12 protein-coding genes are annotated in these 15,920 nt (G+C 70.2%); 1 reads left to right on the forward strand and 11 read right to left on the reverse strand.

All coding sequences use genetic code 11. The features are described 5' to 3' along the window. The 8 genes from FLV34_RS25265 to FLV34_RS25300 all read right to left on the reverse strand — a co-directional run. The coding region (locus FLV34_RS25265; RefSeq protein WP_261985891.1) for a transposase at positions 1–460 on the reverse strand (460 nt) is incomplete at its 3' end. 73 nt (positions 461–533) lie between these two features. Beyond that, positions 534–1,736, reverse strand: coding sequence for an SGNH/GDSL hydrolase family protein (locus tag FLV34_RS25270; RefSeq protein ID WP_261985892.1), 1,203 nt, complete (start codon positions 1,734–1,736; stop codon positions 534–536). A gap of 191 nt (positions 1,737–1,927) precedes the next feature. Next, positions 1,928–3,952 carry an alpha-glucuronidase family glycosyl hydrolase gene (locus tag FLV34_RS25275; RefSeq protein WP_261985893.1) on the reverse strand — a complete coding sequence of 675 codons (2,025 nt, stop codon included), beginning with the start codon at positions 3,950–3,952 and terminating at the stop codon, positions 1,928–1,930. Continuing rightward, positions 3,939–4,673, reverse strand: coding sequence for a hypothetical protein (locus FLV34_RS25280; RefSeq protein ID WP_147944264.1), 735 nt, complete (start codon positions 4,671–4,673; stop codon positions 3,939–3,941). The genes FLV34_RS25275 and FLV34_RS25280 overlap by 14 nt, the downstream gene beginning before the upstream one ends. Then, positions 4,670–6,235 (reverse strand): hypothetical protein, encoded by a 1,566-nt coding sequence (locus FLV34_RS25285; RefSeq protein WP_222709617.1) that lies wholly within the window; start codon positions 6,233–6,235, stop codon positions 4,670–4,672. The genes FLV34_RS25280 and FLV34_RS25285 overlap by 4 nt, the downstream gene beginning before the upstream one ends. Before the next feature lie 67 nt (positions 6,236–6,302). Next, positions 6,303–7,973: an extracellular solute-binding protein gene (locus FLV34_RS25290; RefSeq protein WP_147944265.1), complete on the reverse strand. Its 1,671-nt coding sequence runs from the start codon at positions 7,971–7,973 to the stop codon at positions 6,303–6,305. Positions 7,974–8,049: 76 nt separating this feature from the next. Beyond that, positions 8,050–8,925: a carbohydrate ABC transporter permease gene (locus FLV34_RS25295; protein ID WP_142649651.1), complete on the reverse strand. Its 876-nt coding sequence runs from the start codon at positions 8,923–8,925 to the stop codon at positions 8,050–8,052. After that, complete coding sequence (locus FLV34_RS25300; protein ID WP_142649652.1) at positions 8,919–9,911, reverse strand: sugar ABC transporter permease; 993 nt, start codon at positions 9,909–9,911, stop codon at positions 8,919–8,921. The genes FLV34_RS25295 and FLV34_RS25300 overlap by 7 nt, the downstream gene beginning before the upstream one ends. Positions 9,912–10,202: 291 nt before the next feature. Here FLV34_RS25300 and FLV34_RS25305 point away from each other — a divergent pair, with 291 nt between their 5' ends. Continuing rightward, positions 10,203–11,264, forward strand: coding sequence for a LacI family DNA-binding transcriptional regulator (locus FLV34_RS25305; protein WP_147944266.1), 1,062 nt, complete (start codon positions 10,203–10,205; stop codon positions 11,262–11,264). Here FLV34_RS25305 and FLV34_RS25310 read toward each other — a convergent pair. The 3 genes from FLV34_RS25310 to FLV34_RS25320 all read right to left on the reverse strand — a co-directional run bounded on the left by FLV34_RS25310 (position 11,239) and on the right by FLV34_RS25320 (position 15,912). After that, complete coding sequence (locus FLV34_RS25310) at positions 11,239–13,269, reverse strand: beta-galactosidase (RefSeq protein ID WP_261985894.1); 2,031 nt, start codon at positions 13,267–13,269, stop codon at positions 11,239–11,241. The two genes, FLV34_RS25305 and FLV34_RS25310, sit on opposite strands and share 26 nt — an antisense overlap. A 322-nt stretch (positions 13,270–13,591) precedes the next feature. Next, positions 13,592–14,995: an MFS transporter gene (locus FLV34_RS25315; protein ID WP_142649654.1), complete on the reverse strand. Its 1,404-nt coding sequence runs from the start codon at positions 14,993–14,995 to the stop codon at positions 13,592–13,594. Between the two features lie 20 nt (positions 14,996–15,015). Beyond that, the gene (locus tag FLV34_RS25320; protein WP_142649655.1) at positions 15,016–15,912 is read right to left on the reverse strand and encodes a polysaccharide deacetylase family protein; all 897 of its coding nucleotides are present in this window, start codon (positions 15,910–15,912) and stop codon (positions 15,016–15,018) included. Positions 15,913–15,920: the final 8 nt, after the last annotated feature.

A 15,920-nucleotide genomic window follows, 5' to 3' on the forward strand; every position in this document is an offset into this window, starting at 1 on the left:
CGTTGTTCTGCTTCGGCGTCGTTTCGGGCGTCCTGCTCCTGTTGTCCTTCCCGGTCGCCCCCTTTTGCCGGGCCCGCTCCTGTTCGGCAGCCTTCTCCAGGGCGGCCAGCACGTCCGGGTCAAGGTGCATCCCGGCGGCGTCGTGGTGCGCCCGAGCGGTGGTGGAGTCCACGCTGACCAGGGATAAGTCCACCTCGCCGCGTTTGGCGGCTTCCGCGATCGCCCCGTCCAGTAGGGCTTCGAAGACGCCGGCATCCCTCCACTGCCGGAAGCGGTTGTGAACGGTCTGCCAGGCTCCGAACTCCTGCGGGATCTCCCGCCACTGCCCACCCGTCCGGAACCGCCAGATCACCCCCTCGAACTGCTGCCGCAGCCGCTCAGGGTACGGGCCGAACCTGCCGATCGGGAGATATGGCTTGATGAACTCCCATTCCTCATCCGTCAGCTGCGCACGCGTCACACACGCCGATCTACCGGATCAGGCCACGACGGACAGGCGAATCCCACAAATTGATCACAACCCGATACGCGCCCTAGGCGAACCCGAAGCCGGGTGGCGGCGGCTCCCACCGGAACAGGCCGGCGGGCACGGAGTCGGCGAGGGCCTGGTATCCAGCCGGGTTCAGGTGCAGGTGGTCGCCCACGTCGTACGCCGCGAGCAGGCGGCGGGGATCGGCCGGGTCGCGGACGGCGTGGTCGAAGTCGATCACCGCGTCGAACCGGCCGCCGGTGCGGATCCACTCGTTGACCACCCGCCGGGCCCGCTCACGCCGGCCCTGCGCGTCGTCGTAGCCGTCGTGGCCGCCGAACGGCGTCAGCGTCGCGCCGTACACGCGGATGCCCCGTGCGTGCGCCCGCGTGACGATCTGGTCGTAGGCGAAGACGAGGTCGTCGGCCACCTGCTTCTGCGCGGCCGGGCTCGCCTCGGCGGTGCCGATGTCGTTGACCCCCTCGAACAGGACCAGCCACGCCACGCCGCTCTGGGCGAGCACGTCACGGTCCAGCCGGGCCAGCGCGTTGGGGCCGAGGCCGTCGTTGAGCACCCGGTTGCCGCCAGCCGCCTGGTTGAGCACCGCGACGCCGTCCATGCCGTGCCGGGTCAGCAGGCGGTCGAGCAGCCGGTCGGGCCAGCGGTCGTTGCCGTTGGTGGTCGAGCCCCGGCCGTCGGACAGGGAGTCGCCCACCACCGCCACCGCGGCGACCGAGGGCTCGGCCCACACCTCCACGCCGCCGAGGAAGTACCAGTGGTCCACCGGGGTCGCGCCGGGCAGGTCGGCGGCGTCGGCGTGGTCTCCGGCCAGCAGGTGGGAGGTGGTCCGCGAGCCCGGATGCGAGGTGATGTGCGCCGAGCGCTGGCCCTCGGCCAGATAGACGGTCACGGCGAGGTTCGACCGGGGTGCCACCTCGATCTCCAGCGGGTCGGAGACCGCCTGCGCCCCTGCGGGGATCGTCACCGGCGCGCGCCCGCGGAAGGTCACCGGCCGCACCGTCCCCGGCTCGACCGCGCTCACCCCGGCCCGTCCCCCGGCCGGCAGCGCCACGGTGACCTTCGTGAGAGGCAGCGCCGAGCCGCCGAAGGCGTTCGACACCCGCAGGCGGATCCACCGCCCGCCCACCGAGACCCGTACGGTCTGCCGGAGCGTGGCATCGGCGAGGACACAGTCGTTGCGGGTGAACGGCGGAGGCGGCATGTTGTCGGGCTCGGTCAGCTGCGGCATCGCCGTCCAGGTGGGCACCCAGTGTCCGCCCGGAACAGCCCGGTGTCCGCCCGGAACAGCCCGATGTCCGCCCGGAACAGCACAGTGTCCGCCCGGAACAGCCCAATGTCCGCCCGGAACAGCACAGTGTCCGCCCGGAACAGCCCGATGTCCGCCCGGAACAGCCCGATGTCCGCCCGGAACAGAGTGCCCGTCCGCGGCAGGCGCCGTCATGGGATGCGCCGCCCGTGCGCGTCGGGGACGCCCGACTTGCGGAAGAAGTAGGCGTTGATCTGGTCGCGCCACTCCTCCGCGCAGCGGACCTGCTCGTCCAGGAGGTCCTTCACCCGGGTGTGCAGGGCCGGGTCGAACAACCCCACGGCCTCCTCCCATCGCCGTCCGGCCTCGGCCGCCTGCTCGGCGCCCGCGAAATGGGTGTCGTAGATGTGCTGGATGACCGTCGACCCGCTGCGCAGCACGTGCCCGTACGGGACGTGGTGGAAGAACAGCAGCAGCTCGTCGGGACAGTCGGCGAGCGACTCGTAGACCTCCGACCACGGCGGCGGATACTGGCCGGTGAAGCCGGTGCCGGTGGCGCGGGTGCGGTCGACGCCGACGCCGTCGCGGTCGGCGAAGTGGTAGGTGCCCCACGGCGTGTACTCGTATCCGTCCACGTCGGGCCCGTAGTGGTGGCCGGGACGGACCATGAACCCGACGCCCAGCGGGGCGGTGTAGCGCTCGTAGGTGCGCCAGGAGTCGTCCATGATCTCGTGCAGCGTGCGCCGCAGCCGCTCGGTGTCCCCCGTCGCCGCCGGGACGAAGGTGAGGTCGATCCACTCGTCGAGGATCGCCACCGGGTCCAGGCGCGGCTCCCAGGCCAGGCGTCCGAAGGCGTACAGGTTGGCCTGGGCGAGCGGGTGGCCGGTCCAGTAGGGGTCGTCGCCGACGTTGGAGACCGCCACCAGGTCGCCGCCGCCGACGAGATCGGCCACGTCGGAGCCGTCGGCGCCCCAGGGGCGGAAGCCGAGCACCTCGCGCCACATCGGCGCGAGATAGCAGACGTGCCGCTGCTGACCGGTGTACTCCTGCGTCACCTGGAGCTCCACCGCCACGCGGGTGGCGGGCATGGCCGCGATGACCGGCGACACCGGTTCGCGCGGCTGGAAGTCGATCGGGCCGTGCTTCACCTGGAGGATCACGTTGTCGCGGAACCGCCCGTCGAGCGGCGCGAAGTGGTCGTACGCGGCGCGGGCCCGGTCGGTGGAGCGGTCGCGCCAGTCCTGCCGGTGGTTGTACACGAAGGCCCGCCAGTGCACGACCCCGCCGTACGGCGCCAGCGCCTCGGCCAGCAGGTTCGCGCCGTCGGCGTGGTCGCGCCCGTACGCGAACGGGCCGGGCTGCCCCTCCGAATCTGCTTTCACGACATATCCGCCGAAGTCGGGGATCGTGTCGTAGACCCGGCCGGTGACGTCCGCCCACCACTTGCGCACGTCCTCGTCCAGCGGGTCGGAGGTCGGCAACCCTCCGACGACGACCGGCGAGGCGAAGCTCACCGACAGGTGCACCCTGATCCCGTACGGCCGGAACACGTCCGCGAGCGCGGCGACGTCGCCGAGCCGGTCCGTCAGCAGGTGGGCCTCGGTGGCGTGCACGTTCACGTTGTTCACGGAGATCGCGTTGATGCCGCACGCGGCCAGCAGCCGGGCGTAGGCGCGCACCCGCGCCAGGTCGCCGCGCGGGGCGCCGTCGCGCCAGAAGACGGACCCGCCCGCGTAGCCGCGTTCGACCTGGCCCATCACGGGATGCACGTCGACGTTGTCCCAGTGGTCGAGCATGCGCCGCCGCACCGCCGGCCGGTGATGCTCGGCCGGCCGCTCCCCCGCGAACGCCCGCTCCCCGAGCCGTACGACGTGGAACAGGCCGTAGAGCAGCCCGGCGGGCTCGTCGGCGAGCACCACGGTGACGCCGTCCCTGCGGGCGAGCACATAGCCCTCGTCGCCGATCGCGGAATCGGGGCGGACCACGCCCGCGACGCCCGGCAGGGCCTCGGCGGTCGTGAGCGCGAGCACGAGGTCGTACGGCCCGTCACCGGCCCGGCGGACGCTTCCGCCGTACCGGGCGGACGCCTGGGCCACCTCGTCGTGCACGGTCTCGGCGAGGAGCCCGTCGCCGAGCACGAGCGTGCGGCGCGAGCCGATCGCCCGGAACGCCTCCGGCGGCAGCCAGGCGGGATGGACGCGATCAGGAGTCGTCACGTGGCCCCTCCGGGGAATCGCCCTGAGCGGTCGCGCCTTGAACGGTGAACTTCTCCGTGACCTCGGCGATCAGCGGCCTGCTGTTCAGCAGCAGCGCCGCCGCGAACACCGAGCCGAGCAGCGTCAGCGCGGCCTCGGTGGCGACCAGCGTGACCCCGGCCGCGACGACGGCGAGGCAGGCGTTGCCGAGCGCGACGCGGGGCGTGGAGAACAGGAAGTAGACGGCCAGGCGGGCGACGTCCCTCGCGCGGAACGCGAACAGCGACGTGATCACGAGCGCGTTCGCGCCCCACAGGGCCGTCGCGAGCGCCACGACGGCGAGCAGGACCGCCCACCAGCCCGGCACGCCCGCCGCGCCGAAGTTGGCGAACGTCGTCCCGAGGACGGTCAGCCCCGCCAGCCACGGAACGTACAGCTTCAGCACGCCGCCGATGTTCATCCGGTAGCCGCGCCAGAACGCGGACGCCGGGTGGAGGTCGGCCAGGTCCAGCCTCCGCCGGTGCAGCGCGTACAGTGCGGCGGACAGCGCCGGACCGGCCGGAAGCGCGCACGCCACGGCCAGCGGGACGTTGGCGGCGTCGCGGTCGAGCAGGACGAGCCCGGCCAGGCCGGGCAGGGTGGTGGCCACGATCAGGAACTCGACCGTGAGCAGCGTGTAGACCAGCGCGGAGACACGGGAGAGCGGTCCCTGGCCGAACCGCCGGATCGTCGTCTCGGTCATCGGGGGTCTCCCTGGTCGTCCAGGCCCAGCAGGCGGCGGTGGTCCTGCCCTGCCGCCCAGGGCGGGGTCTCGTCGATCACCGGGGTGATCTCCAGCAGGGTGACCTCGTGGCGGTCGAGGATGACGTCCAGGTGGACGTGCCCGTCCTCGATGGGCAGCCCGCGGTGAGTGCGGACCGGCTCGGCCGCCTCCCTGAGCGCGTCGAGCTGCCGGGGCCGGGGCGAGGCCGGGCGGCCCATCTCGCACCACGCCCGCCAGGCGTTGCCCTTCTCCTCGCTCACCGACGAGCGCAGCAGGAAGGCCGAGCCCGCCGGGGAGCCGGACGGGGAGCCGATCGGAACCGACAGCCGCAGGCGGTGGCCGTCGACGGGCGGGCCTCCGGTGACGTCCACCGGCGCCCAGGCCAGCACGGTGACCCGGCCGGTGTCGTCGCGGGTGACCAGGTGGTCCTCGCCACGGGCCAGGATCTCCTCGCCCATGCGGGCCATGAAGGCGTACAGGTGATAGGTCGGCTTCTTGATCTGGCGGTGGGTCAGCAGGCCGAAGCCGCCGTGGAACAGCGACGCCGGCACGCCCACCTCCTCGAACACGTCGCTGAAGGTCCAGTAGGAGAAGGAGTCGGCCAGGTCTCCCCCGGTGGCCAGCACCGGCGCGAGGTACGCGGCGTTGAAGGCCGTGTCGTGGATCGGGTTGTCGGGCCGGTAGGAGGAGTTGAACTCGGTGATGTGCACGGGCAGGTCCGCCAGCGGGCCGCCCTTGAGCTGCTGCCGGGGCAGGGCGAACTGCTCCAGCAGCCGCGACGGCGGGCCCAGCGTCTGGTGCACGCCGAACGGCACATGCCGCGCCGGGCCGGAAGTGTAGGCGTGCCTGCTGACGAAGTCGATCGGCAGCGACCGTTCGACGACGAAGTCGGCGAAGCGCACCAGCCAGTCGTCGGAGCCGGGCGAGATGGCCGGCCCGCCCACCTGGAGCGAGGCGTCGACGTCCTTGATCGTGTTGACGGTCACCTCGTAGAGCCGCTGGTAGGCCGCCTCGTCGGCGTCGAGCCAGAACTCCTTGAGGTTGGGCTCGTTCCACACCTCGATCGGCCAGGTGCGCACCTGGTCGAGCCCGTACCGGTCGATGAGGTGCGTCACCGTGGCCCGCACCAGCGCGGCCCACTCGTGCCAGTCGCGGGGCGGGGTGATGTTGCCGTGCCACCAGAACACGGTCTGCTCTCCGGACGCGAGCCCGGAGGGCATGAAGCCCAGTTCGAGGAAGGGCGCGATCCCGAGGCCGAGGTAGGCGTCGATCACCTGGTCGACGTAGGTGAACACGTGCCGCACGTGCCGCCGGCCGCCGTGCTCGTACGGCCGATGGACGCCCACCCCGTCGCTCAGCAACCCGTGCCCCCGGATGTGCCGGAAGCCGATCTCCCGCTGCACCAGCGCCAGAGATTCCTGGTAGTCCCGGCGCAGGGCCAGGTCGAAGCGTCCGGTGCCGACGCAGAACCGCCAGGCGTCCGGCAGCCTGCTCGGGATCTCGTGGACATCAGGGACATCGGGGGCAGGGTCGCGCATCATCGTCCTTCGCTCGCCGTTCCGGAAAACACGTGCCGGCCGTGGGTCAGGCACGGCCGGCACGGGCCGGTCAGCCGTGCTCCTTCTTGTAGCGCTCGTACGCGCTGTTGACGAGGTTGACGTAGGACGTCATGTTCTTCGCCTCGAGTTCCTTGACGTAGGCGTCCCACTCGTCGAAGCTCCGCTTGCCGAGGATGAACTCGAGCGTGTTCTGGGTGGCGTGGTCCTTCAGCGGGGTCTGCCACAGCGCGGCCTGCTCGCGCTCCTCGTCGTTGAGCGGGCTCGGCGGCTTCGGCGGCAGCGCCTGCCTGGCGTTCATCGTCTTCTGCCATTCGATCTCCTCCTCGGAGAAGGTCGACTGGAGCAGTTCGGTGCTGCCGCCGTAGGCGAACACGCCGTTGGAGAAGCCGAAGTCCTTCTGCAGGTGCTTGGGCGCGCCGGGGTTGAGGCCGACGAAGTCGACGTCCTTCGCCAGCTGGTACTTGCCGGAGGCGTCCTTGGTGTAGGTGGTCCCCTCGATGCCCCACTTGGCGAACACCTGGCCCTCGTCGGAGTACCAGAGCCAGTCGATGAACTGCATCATCGCGACGAAGTTCTTGCTGTCGCGGGCCTTCTTGGAGATCATGATGCCGTTCTCCAGCCGGCTGTCGTTGGCGTCGGCCTTGACCGGCCCCTGCGGCCCGATGGGCACCGGGATCTTGATGAGCTTCGCCTTCGGGTTGGCCTTCTTCAGGGGCGGGCGATACTCGTTCACCAGCGTCTGGGCGTTGCCGCTGATCACGAAGGACTTGCCGGACGCCAGCTTCTGGATCGCCTGGTCGTCCTGCTGCGTGAAGCTCTCCGGGTCGAGCAGCTTCTCCTCCACCAGCGTGTGGAGGAACTGCAGCATCTGCTTGTACTGCTCCATGGCGCCGGTGAAGGCGAACTTCTGCGCGTTGGGGTCCCACGTGATGCCGGTCGTGAAGCCCCAGCCGCCGCGTGCGCCGCTGCCCAGACCGAAGACCTGGTTCAGCATGGCGCCGCCCGGCTTGGGGATGCCCCAACGGTCCGAGTAGGGATAGGAGTCGGGATACTCCGCCTTCATCGCCTTCAGCATGTTGTGCACGTCGTCCCAGGTCTGCGGGATCTCCAGCCCGAGCTTGTCGAGGATGTCGCTGCGCACCACGAGCGTGTAGTCCGTCCAGTAGTCCTCGTGGAGACCGGGGAGCAGGTAGAAACGGCCGTCCGCCTGCCGGAGCGTGTCAAGGTCGGCCTGCAGGTTCCACTTGGCGACCTTCTCCTTGAAGTTCGGCATCAGGTCGAGATAGTCGCTGACCGGCAGGACGCTGCCCGAGGCGACGAAGGGGGTCTCCTGGCCCGGGTAGGTCTTCGGGATGATCAGGGGAGCGTCGCCCGCGCCGATCATCAGGCTGCGCTTGTTCTCGTAGTCGCTCAGCGGCACCACGTTCGGCTCCAGCGTCACGTTGGTGCGCTTGGTCAGCTCCGACCAGAACAGCCAGTCGTTCTTGATCGGATAGAACGGGTGATTGTTGTAGAGGATGCTGAACGTGAGCGGGGCAGCGGCCTTGAACGTCTTGCCGACGCCGTAGTCGGCCATCGCGCCGTCCCGGTTCGCCGCGAAGTCGTCACCGCTCCGCTTGGCGCCGCCGGAGTCGCCGCCGTCGCCGTCGGTGCTGCAGGCGGCGAGAGCGAGGAAGGCTCCCACGGCGACCATCGCCTGACGCCGGTTGATCTCGTACATGAAAGGGGGGTCCTCTCCCTGGTGAAATGAGCTGGGGAAACGGGCTGAGTGAATGCGGAATGAGAGGTCCGGCGTGTTATCCCTTCACCGCGCCGAGCATGACGCCCTTGACGAAGTAGCGCTGGACGAACGGGTAGACCACCAGGATCGGGATGACCGTGAGCACCATCGTCACGGACTTGATGTTGGTGGCCACGGTCATGTCGGTGGCGTCGGCGCCGACGGACGTGCCCGTGGTGGCGCCGGCGATGAGGTTGCGCAGGTAGACGGTCACTGGGAACAGGTCGTTCTGGCTCATGTAGAGGAAGGCCGCGAACCACGAGTTCCAGAACGACACGGCGTAGAACAGCACCATCGTCGCGAGGACCGCCTTCGACAGCGGCAGCACGATCCGGAACAGGATGCCGTAGGTGCTCATGCCGTCGATCGCGGCGGCCTCCTCCAGCTCGACCGGCAGGCCCTCGAAGAACGCCTTCATCACCAGGAGGTTGAAGACGCTGATCGCGTTCGGCAGGACGATGGCCCAGATGCTGTCCTTCAGCCCGAGGCTGGAGATGAGGATGTAGTTGGGGATGAGCCCGCCGGTGAAGAACATCGTGAAGACCGCGATCCCGATGAGGACCGTGCGGCCCTTCAGGTGCTTCTTCGACAGCACGTACGCGTAGCACGTGGTCATCACCATCGCGATGGCCGTGGCGACGACCGTGTAGACCACCGTGTTGCGGTAGTTGGTCCAGAACGTGGGGTCGGAGGCCACGAACTCGTACGTACGGAAGGTGAACCCGACGGGAACGAGGTTGACCTTGCCGGCCCGGATGGCGAACTCGTCGCTGAACGACCGGGCGACGATGTTGACGAACGGATACAGGGTGACGAGCACGACCACGGTCAGGATGATCGTGTTCACGACCCGGAACACCCGGTAGCCCCGGGTCCTGTCGACGGTTACCACAGGCTCGTCCCCACCGTGCGCCGGGAGATCAGGTTCGCCGACATGACCAGGGCCAGCCCGATCACGGCCTCGAACAGGCCGATCGCCGCGGCGTAGCTGAAGCTGTTGGAGACGATGCCCATCCGGTAGAGGTACGTGGAGATCACATCGGCGGTGGGATACGTCAGCGGGTTGTAGAGCAGCAGGATCTTCTCGAAGCCCACGGCCATGAACGTGCCGATGTTGAGGATCAGCAGGGTCATCGCGGTCGGCCGGATGCCGGGGAGGGTCACGTGCCAGACCTGCCGCCAGCGGCTCGCGCCGTCGATCCTGGCGGCCTCGTACAACTGCTCGTCGATGGTCGTGAGCGCGGCGAGGTAGATGATCGTCCCCCAGCCGACCGTCTGCCACATCTCGGAGGAGACGTAGATCGTCCGGAACCACCCCGCCTCCTGCAGGAAAGCGATGGGCTCGCTGCCGGCCGCGCGCAGGAGCTGGTTGACCGGGCCGTCCACCGACAGCATCTCCATGACCAGCCCGGCCACGATCACCATCGACAGGAAGTGCGGCAGGTAGGACACCGACTGGACGAAGCGCTTGATCTTGCGGCCGCGCAGCTCGTTGATCAGCAGGGCGAGCACGATCGGCGTGGGGAAGCAGAACAGCAGGGTCAGCGCGCCGATGACCACGGTGTTGGTGAACACCTGCCAGAACGACGGGTCGTTCAGGAACATCTTCACGTAGCGAAGGCCGACCCATTCCTCGCCGAGCACGCTGCCGCCGGGCTGGAACTTCCGGAAGGCGATGACGTTCCCGATCATCGGCAGATACCGGAAGATCACGAAGAACAGCAGCGGAAGGATCGCCAGCGAGTAGAGCTGCCAATCACGGCGTAACGCCTGGCGCCAGGTGCGGCGCGGCGGGCGCCGCGCACGGGCGGGATCGGGCCTCGCCCGCCGGCGATCCCCGGTGTCCGGCGACGCGTCGATCGCCCTGGTGGTACTCATCCCGTGCCTCCGATGCCATCGGAACGGATCCACGGCGGCGCGTGCGGCCGCCGATTGGGGCGGCTTCGCGCACCCCGCCCCGAAAAGCGGCATGGCAGCGCGAACCGAAAGTTTCGAAAGTTGCCATTAATATTGCGGAAATATAGGACCCGGGCATGGGTGCGTCAAGAGGGCAGTCAATCCTCGGGATTCTGCCCATACCACCCCCAATGCCGCCTGGATCTCGGTGTATCCCAGCGCCTTCCGGTGGTAGAGTTTCGCGAAACTTTCGGATAAACGACGAGCGGACAGATGACCAGCGCCTCCCCCGCCCGCGATCCACGCCCTGCCACGATCGCGTCCATCGCCGAAGAGCTCGGCGTCTCGGTGACCACGGTCTCCAAGGTCCTCAACGGCCGGCCCGACGTCGCGCCCGACACCCGGGAACGCGTCGAGGCCGGCCTCGCGCGGCACCAGTACCGCCGCCGTTCGAAGCGGCGCACGCTCAAGGGGCAGATCGACCTCGTCTTCCACGAGTTGAACTCCATGTGGTCGATGGAGATCATCCAAGGCGTCGACGCCGTCGCCGCCGCCACGCGGATCGAGGTCGTCCTGTCCCAGCTCAACGGGGCGCACCTGCCACCGGATGAGTGGCTGGACGGCGTGCTCGACCATCGGCCTCTCGGCGTGCTGTTCGTCATGTCCCGGCCGTCCCAGTCGCAGCAGCGGAAGCTGCGGCGGGCGCAGGGCCCGTTCGTCGTCGTCGACACCGACGGTGAGATCGCCGAGTCCGTGCCCGTGGTCGGCTCGAACAACTGGGACGGCGGCCTGCTCGCCACCCGTCATCTGCTGGAGCTGGGCCACCGCCGCATCGCGGTCATCTCCGGCCCGAAGGACGTGATGTGCAGCAGGGCCCGGGTCGCCGGCTTCCGGGTCGCCCACGACGAGGCGGGGCTCACCATCGACCCCGACCTCGTCAGGTATGGCAACTTCTACGTCGACGCCGGATATGAGCACGCGATGGACCTGCTGTCGCGCCCCGACCGGCCGACCGCGATCTTCGCCGGGTCGGACCTGCAGGCCCTCGGCGTCCTGCGCGCGGCCCGGCGGCTCGGCCTCGACGTCCCCGGGGACCTGTCGGTGGTCGGCTACGACAACGTGCCCGTCGCCGGCTGGGTCGAGCCCGCCCTGACCACCGTGGGCCAGCCGCTGCGCGACATGGCGACGGTCGCCACCCAGATGCTGCTCGACCTGGCCCGCGGCGTGGAGCCGGCCACGAGCCGGATCGACCTCGCGAACGAGCTCGTGGTCCGCGAGAGCACCGCGCCGCCGGGGAGCCGGGCCGGGGTCAGGGCCGCCGCGCCCGGCGCATGACCACCGCTCCGAGGGGAGGCACGGTGACCTCCCCCGACGCCGGGAGGCCGGTGAGCAGGTCGGTGCCGTCGCCGTCCACCGGGACGGCGACGGACGCCTGCGCGTCGTGGTTGAGCAGGAAGAGGTATTCGTGCCGGTCGTCCTCGCGGACCGCGCACTCCAGGTGGGCGGGCAGGCCGTCGAAGCGGTTCTCCACGCCCGCCGCCCTCAGCTCGCCGAGCAGCACCCGGTCGAAGGCGTCCTGCTCCAGGAGGGTGGCGAAGTAGACGACCCGGCCGGCGCCGAAGTCGTTGGCGACGACCGCGGCGCGTCCCCTGAGCAGCCCGTCGGCGTACGTCGCCAGCGCCGTGCCGCCCTCCAGGTGGATGTCCTCGCGCCACCAGTCGGCCGTCGCCGTACGTCCGTCGGCGAAGTCGACGGTGAACCGTTCGCCGGGGCGCGCGGGCCAGTATTCGTCGATCTTCGCGCCGATGAGGCGGCGGAACGCGCCCGGGTAGCCGTCCGGGCGGACGCGGTTGCACGCGTCCACCACGCCCGAGAAGAACGACATGACGACGGTGCCGCCGCTCCGGGCGAACTCGGTGACGGCCGCGACGCCCTCGTCGTCCATCAGGTACGCGTTGGGCACGACCAGCACCTTGTATGACGACAGGTCGCTCCGGGTGGACACGACGTCGACCGCGTAGTGGTGCTCCCACAGCGGCCGGTAGTGCCGCATGACGGTGTCCACGTAGCTGAAGTCGTTGCGGGGCAGGCCCCACACCTCCTCCAGCCCCCACCAGCCGTTCCAGTCGAACAGCACGGCGACCTCGGCCCGCGTGGTCGTCCCCGCCACGGGCGCGAGCCGCCCGACCTCCCGGCCGAGCGCGGTGACCTCGCGGAACGTGCGCGAGTCCGGTCCGGAGTGCGGCAGCATCGCGGAGTGGAAGCGCTCGTGCCCGCCGCGACTGGCGCGCCACTGGAAGAACATGACCGAGTCGGCCCCGCGCGAGACCGCCTGGAGCGAGCCGAGCCGCATCCGGCCGGGCTCCTTGACCACGTTGAGCCTCCACTGGCTGACCGCGCTCGCCGCCTGCTCCATCAGCAGCCACGGCCGCCCGCCCTTGAGCGACCGGAACAGGTCGAACTGGAAGGCCGCCGACACGTGCGCATCCGGGTCGGCGGGGTCGGGGTAGATGTCCAGGGCCGCCGCGTCCTCCTCCGGGGCCCAGCGCCAGTAGTCGGCGTGCCGGTAGAAGCGCATGAAGTTGGTGACGACCGGGATGTCGTCGCGGAAGGAGCGGACGATGTCGCGCTCGGCGACGAAGCATTCGAGCAGGGCGTCGGAGGTGAAGCGCTTGAAGTCCAGGATGCGGCTGGGGTTCATCCAGGTGCGCGGGACGCCCGGCGCATCGACCTGCTCCCAGTCGGTGTAGACCTGCCCCCAGAAGCGGGTGGTCCACGCCTCGTTGAGGGTCGCCAGGTCGCCGTACCTGCGCTGGAGCCAGCGGCGGAACCCGGCCGAGGCGGCCTCGTTGTACGCCGTGGGGCCGTACTCGTTGCTGATGTGCCACATCGCCAAGGCCGGGTGGAAGGAGTAGCGCTCGGCCAGACGAGTGGTGATGTTCGCCGCGTACTCCCGGTAGACCGGCGACGAGGGGTCGTAGTGCAGACGGTTGCCGAAGCCGAACCGCTCGCCGTCGGCCATGACCGGGAGCACCTCGGGATGCCGCTGCGACAGCCAGGCCGGCGGCGCGGCGGTGGGGGTGGCCAGGTTGACCGCGATGCCGTTGTCGTGCAGCAGGTCCATGACCTCGTCGAGCCAGCCGAATTCGTACTTGCCCGGCTCGGGTTCGAGCGAGGCCCACGCGAAGACGCCGAGCGAGACGATGTTGACCCCCGCCTCGCGCATGAGCCGGACGTCCTCCCGCCACACACTCGGGTCCCACTGCTCGGGGTTGTAGTCCCCGCCGTACGCCAGTCCGCCGACACGGTCACGGAAGGCGCGCATGCGAGGGTCTGTCATCGAGGAGCTCCCGGGGGTGTGGCGGAGGGTGTGGCGGAGTGCGCGGGTCTCGCCGGCGGGATCAGGAGGCTGGATCAGGGGTTGGATCAGCTTACGCCGCCGGGTGTGGCCGCGCCGTCCCCGTTGGCGACGCACCCGGACGTCGTCGTGCCGCCGGCCGCGACGGTGCCGTCGCAGGGGGCGTTGCCGTCGCAGGGGGCGTTGCCGTCGCAGGGGGCGTTGCCGTCGCAGGGGGCGTTGCCGTCGCAGGGGGCGTTGCCGTCGCAGGGGGCGTTGCCGTCGCAGGGGGCGTTGCCGACGCTGACGGCGCCGCCGGTGCCGGTCAGTGCGCCACCGGGGCGGGGGCGCTCTCGTCGCGCGGGCGGACACCCGAGCGCAGCGGATAGAGGAGGAAGCAGCCGAAGGCCAGCGCCAGCACCACCAGGGGCACCGCGCCCATCATCAGCCGGACGCCGGTCTCGACGGAGGGCGGCTGCACCGCGGCCCCGTTGTGGTAGTTCGACCGTGCCAGCACGACGGTGATGACCACGGCCTGGAGGGACACCGCCCAGCGGACGATGAACCCGTTCATGCCGAAGTACATCCCCTCGCGACGGGTGCCCGTCCTGCGCTCGTCGTCGTCGATCACCTCGGCGAGCAGGATCTCAAGGAGCACCAGCATGCCCGCGATCCCGACGCCGATCGCGGCCCCGGTCACCGCCGTCAGGGCGAGGTTCCCGACGAGCAGGAACGGCACCTGTGCCGCGCCGTACACGACGATCGCGACGAGGACGGCGCGGCGCGGCCCGATCCGCGTGGTGACGCGGCTCCACACGTAGACCATCGGGATCGCGACGACGAACACCGCGCCCAGGATGACGCTGTTGGCGGAGTCGGCCTCGCCGAGGGCGTACTTGGTGAAGAACGGGATCCCCGCCTGCAGCAGGGCGAAGGTGAGCTGCAGCAGGAAGCTGCCCGTGACGTACGTGACGAACGCGCGGTTGGCGAGCGTGTAGCGGAGCGCGGCGAGGAACCCGAAGCGCTCGCGCTCCGCGTGCACCCGCTCGGCCGATCCGCGCAGCGACACCGCGAAGAAGGCCAGCGCCACGACGCCGAAGGACACGCCCATGGCCGCCCACCCGATCGCGCCGTACAGCAGGGGCGCGGCGGCGACGCCGACGATCATGCCGACGATGGCGAACATCTGCCGCCACGACGCGGCGGCGGCACGCTCGGCGATGGTCGTGAACATCTCGGGGAACAGCGACACGTAGTTCAGCACCACGACGACGAACAGCACGTCGTAGACGAGGACGACGACCAGGAAGTACCAGAACCGCGCGGTCCCGCCGTCCACGAGCGGGATCCAGATCATGGTGAAGGCCGCGGCCAGCGGCACCATGCCGATCGCGATGTACGGCACCCGCCTGCCCCAGCGCGTGCGGGTCCGGTCGGACAGGTGCCCCACGAGCGGGTTGAGCACCGCGTTGACGATGCCGTGGATCACCATGGCGACGCCGATGAGCGACGGGTCGACGCCCAGGTGGTCGACGTAGTAGAAGGTGGCGAAGGTCGCGAACGCCTGGCTGAGCAGGTTGACGGACAGGTTTCCCGAACCATAGGCCAGCATCTGCCCGCGCCGCACCGGGCTCACCGAGCCGGGCTCCCCCGGACCGTGCGTCACCGCGCTTGCCGGGCCGGGCTCCACCGGGCCCGCGGAGCCGGGGCCCTCCTGACGGCGCTTCATCCGGCCCTCCGGGCGGCGCTTCATCGGGCCCTCTGGGCCGTGCGCAGGTCCGACCAGCCGATGAGGCGGACGCCCTCTTCCGCGATGGCGCGGCGGACCTCCGGATCGGTGAACAGCCGCAGCTCCATGCCGCGTTTGGCGTGCTGCGGCATGATCTGCCGGAGCTCGCCGTCATCAACGAACGGATGGATGTAGATCTCGGTCACGCCGGGCCGCAGCGCCCGGATCAGCCCGATCATGTCGCTTCTGACGCTCTCGTACGTCTCCCCTTCGGCCAGCTCGAAGGGCAGCGTCCACAGCCGGTCGAGGATCACCACGCCCGCCGCGTCCGCGGCCTCCGCCCTCGCCTGCGCGAACGGCTCCAGCTCCGCCGGCAGGCCCATGCCGTCGAGCGTCCTGGGCAGCCGGAACGGCAGGCCGTGCTCCGCGCACGCCTTGAAGACGACGTCGAGGAAGTCACGGCCGGTCTCCAGGCCGTACAGGCTGCCCATGTGGTTGTCGGCGTGCGACGGGTCGAGACCGAGGGCGACGGCCCTGCGGATCTGCGCGTCGATCTCCGCGCCGACCTCCTCGGGGTCGGCCCGCTCCTCCACCGTGCGCGAGTCGGCGGGGAAATAACCGGCCTCGTCCACGAGCGAGGACACCGCGCGGTCGCGGGTCACCGGCCCCCAGCGGTATCCCTCCCACTCGCTGGTGAACGTCAGATGGACGCCCACGTCGTAGCCGCCCGCGACGGCCGTACGGACCGCGTCGGGGGCCCACGGGCACGGCGTCATGACGGTCGCCGAGCTGATCGCGCCCGCCGCGAGCAGTGAGGTGATTCCGGTGTTGGCCGCCCGGCACATGCCGTAGTCGTCGGCGTTCACGATCAGCAGCCGGTCGTCCGGCCCGGCGCCGAGCCGTCTCGCGAGGTTCACGTGATGTT

Origin of the sequence: Microbispora sp. CSR-4 (assembly GCF_008033685.1) — a bacterium.
Taxonomy (GTDB): domain Bacteria; phylum Actinomycetota; class Actinomycetes; order Streptosporangiales; family Streptosporangiaceae; genus Microbispora.

Excerpts from the sequence above, each read along its gene's own strand:
- FLV34_RS25280 (WP_147944264.1), bottom strand. The coding sequence starts at position 4,673 with ATGACCGAGACGACGATCCGGCGGTTCGGCCAGGGACCGCTCTCCCGT.
- FLV34_RS25285 (WP_222709617.1), bottom strand. The coding sequence starts at position 6,235 with ATGATGCGCGACCCTGCCCCCGATGTCCCTGATGTCCACGAGATCCCG.
- FLV34_RS25290 (WP_147944265.1), bottom strand. The coding sequence starts at position 7,973 with ATGTACGAGATCAACCGGCGTCAGGCGATGGTCGCCGTGGGAGCCTTC.
- FLV34_RS25300 (WP_142649652.1), bottom strand. The coding sequence starts at position 9,911 with ATGAGTACCACCAGGGCGATCGACGCGTCGCCGGACACCGGGGATCGC.
- FLV34_RS25305 (WP_147944266.1), top strand. The coding sequence starts at position 10,203 with ATGACCAGCGCCTCCCCCGCCCGCGATCCACGCCCTGCCACGATCGCG.
- FLV34_RS25310 (WP_261985894.1), bottom strand. The coding sequence starts at position 13,269 with ATGACAGACCCTCGCATGCGCGCCTTCCGTGACCGTGTCGGCGGACTG.
- FLV34_RS25315 (WP_142649654.1), bottom strand. The coding sequence starts at position 14,995 with ATGAAGCGCCGTCAGGAGGGCCCCGGCTCCGCGGGCCCGGTGGAGCCC.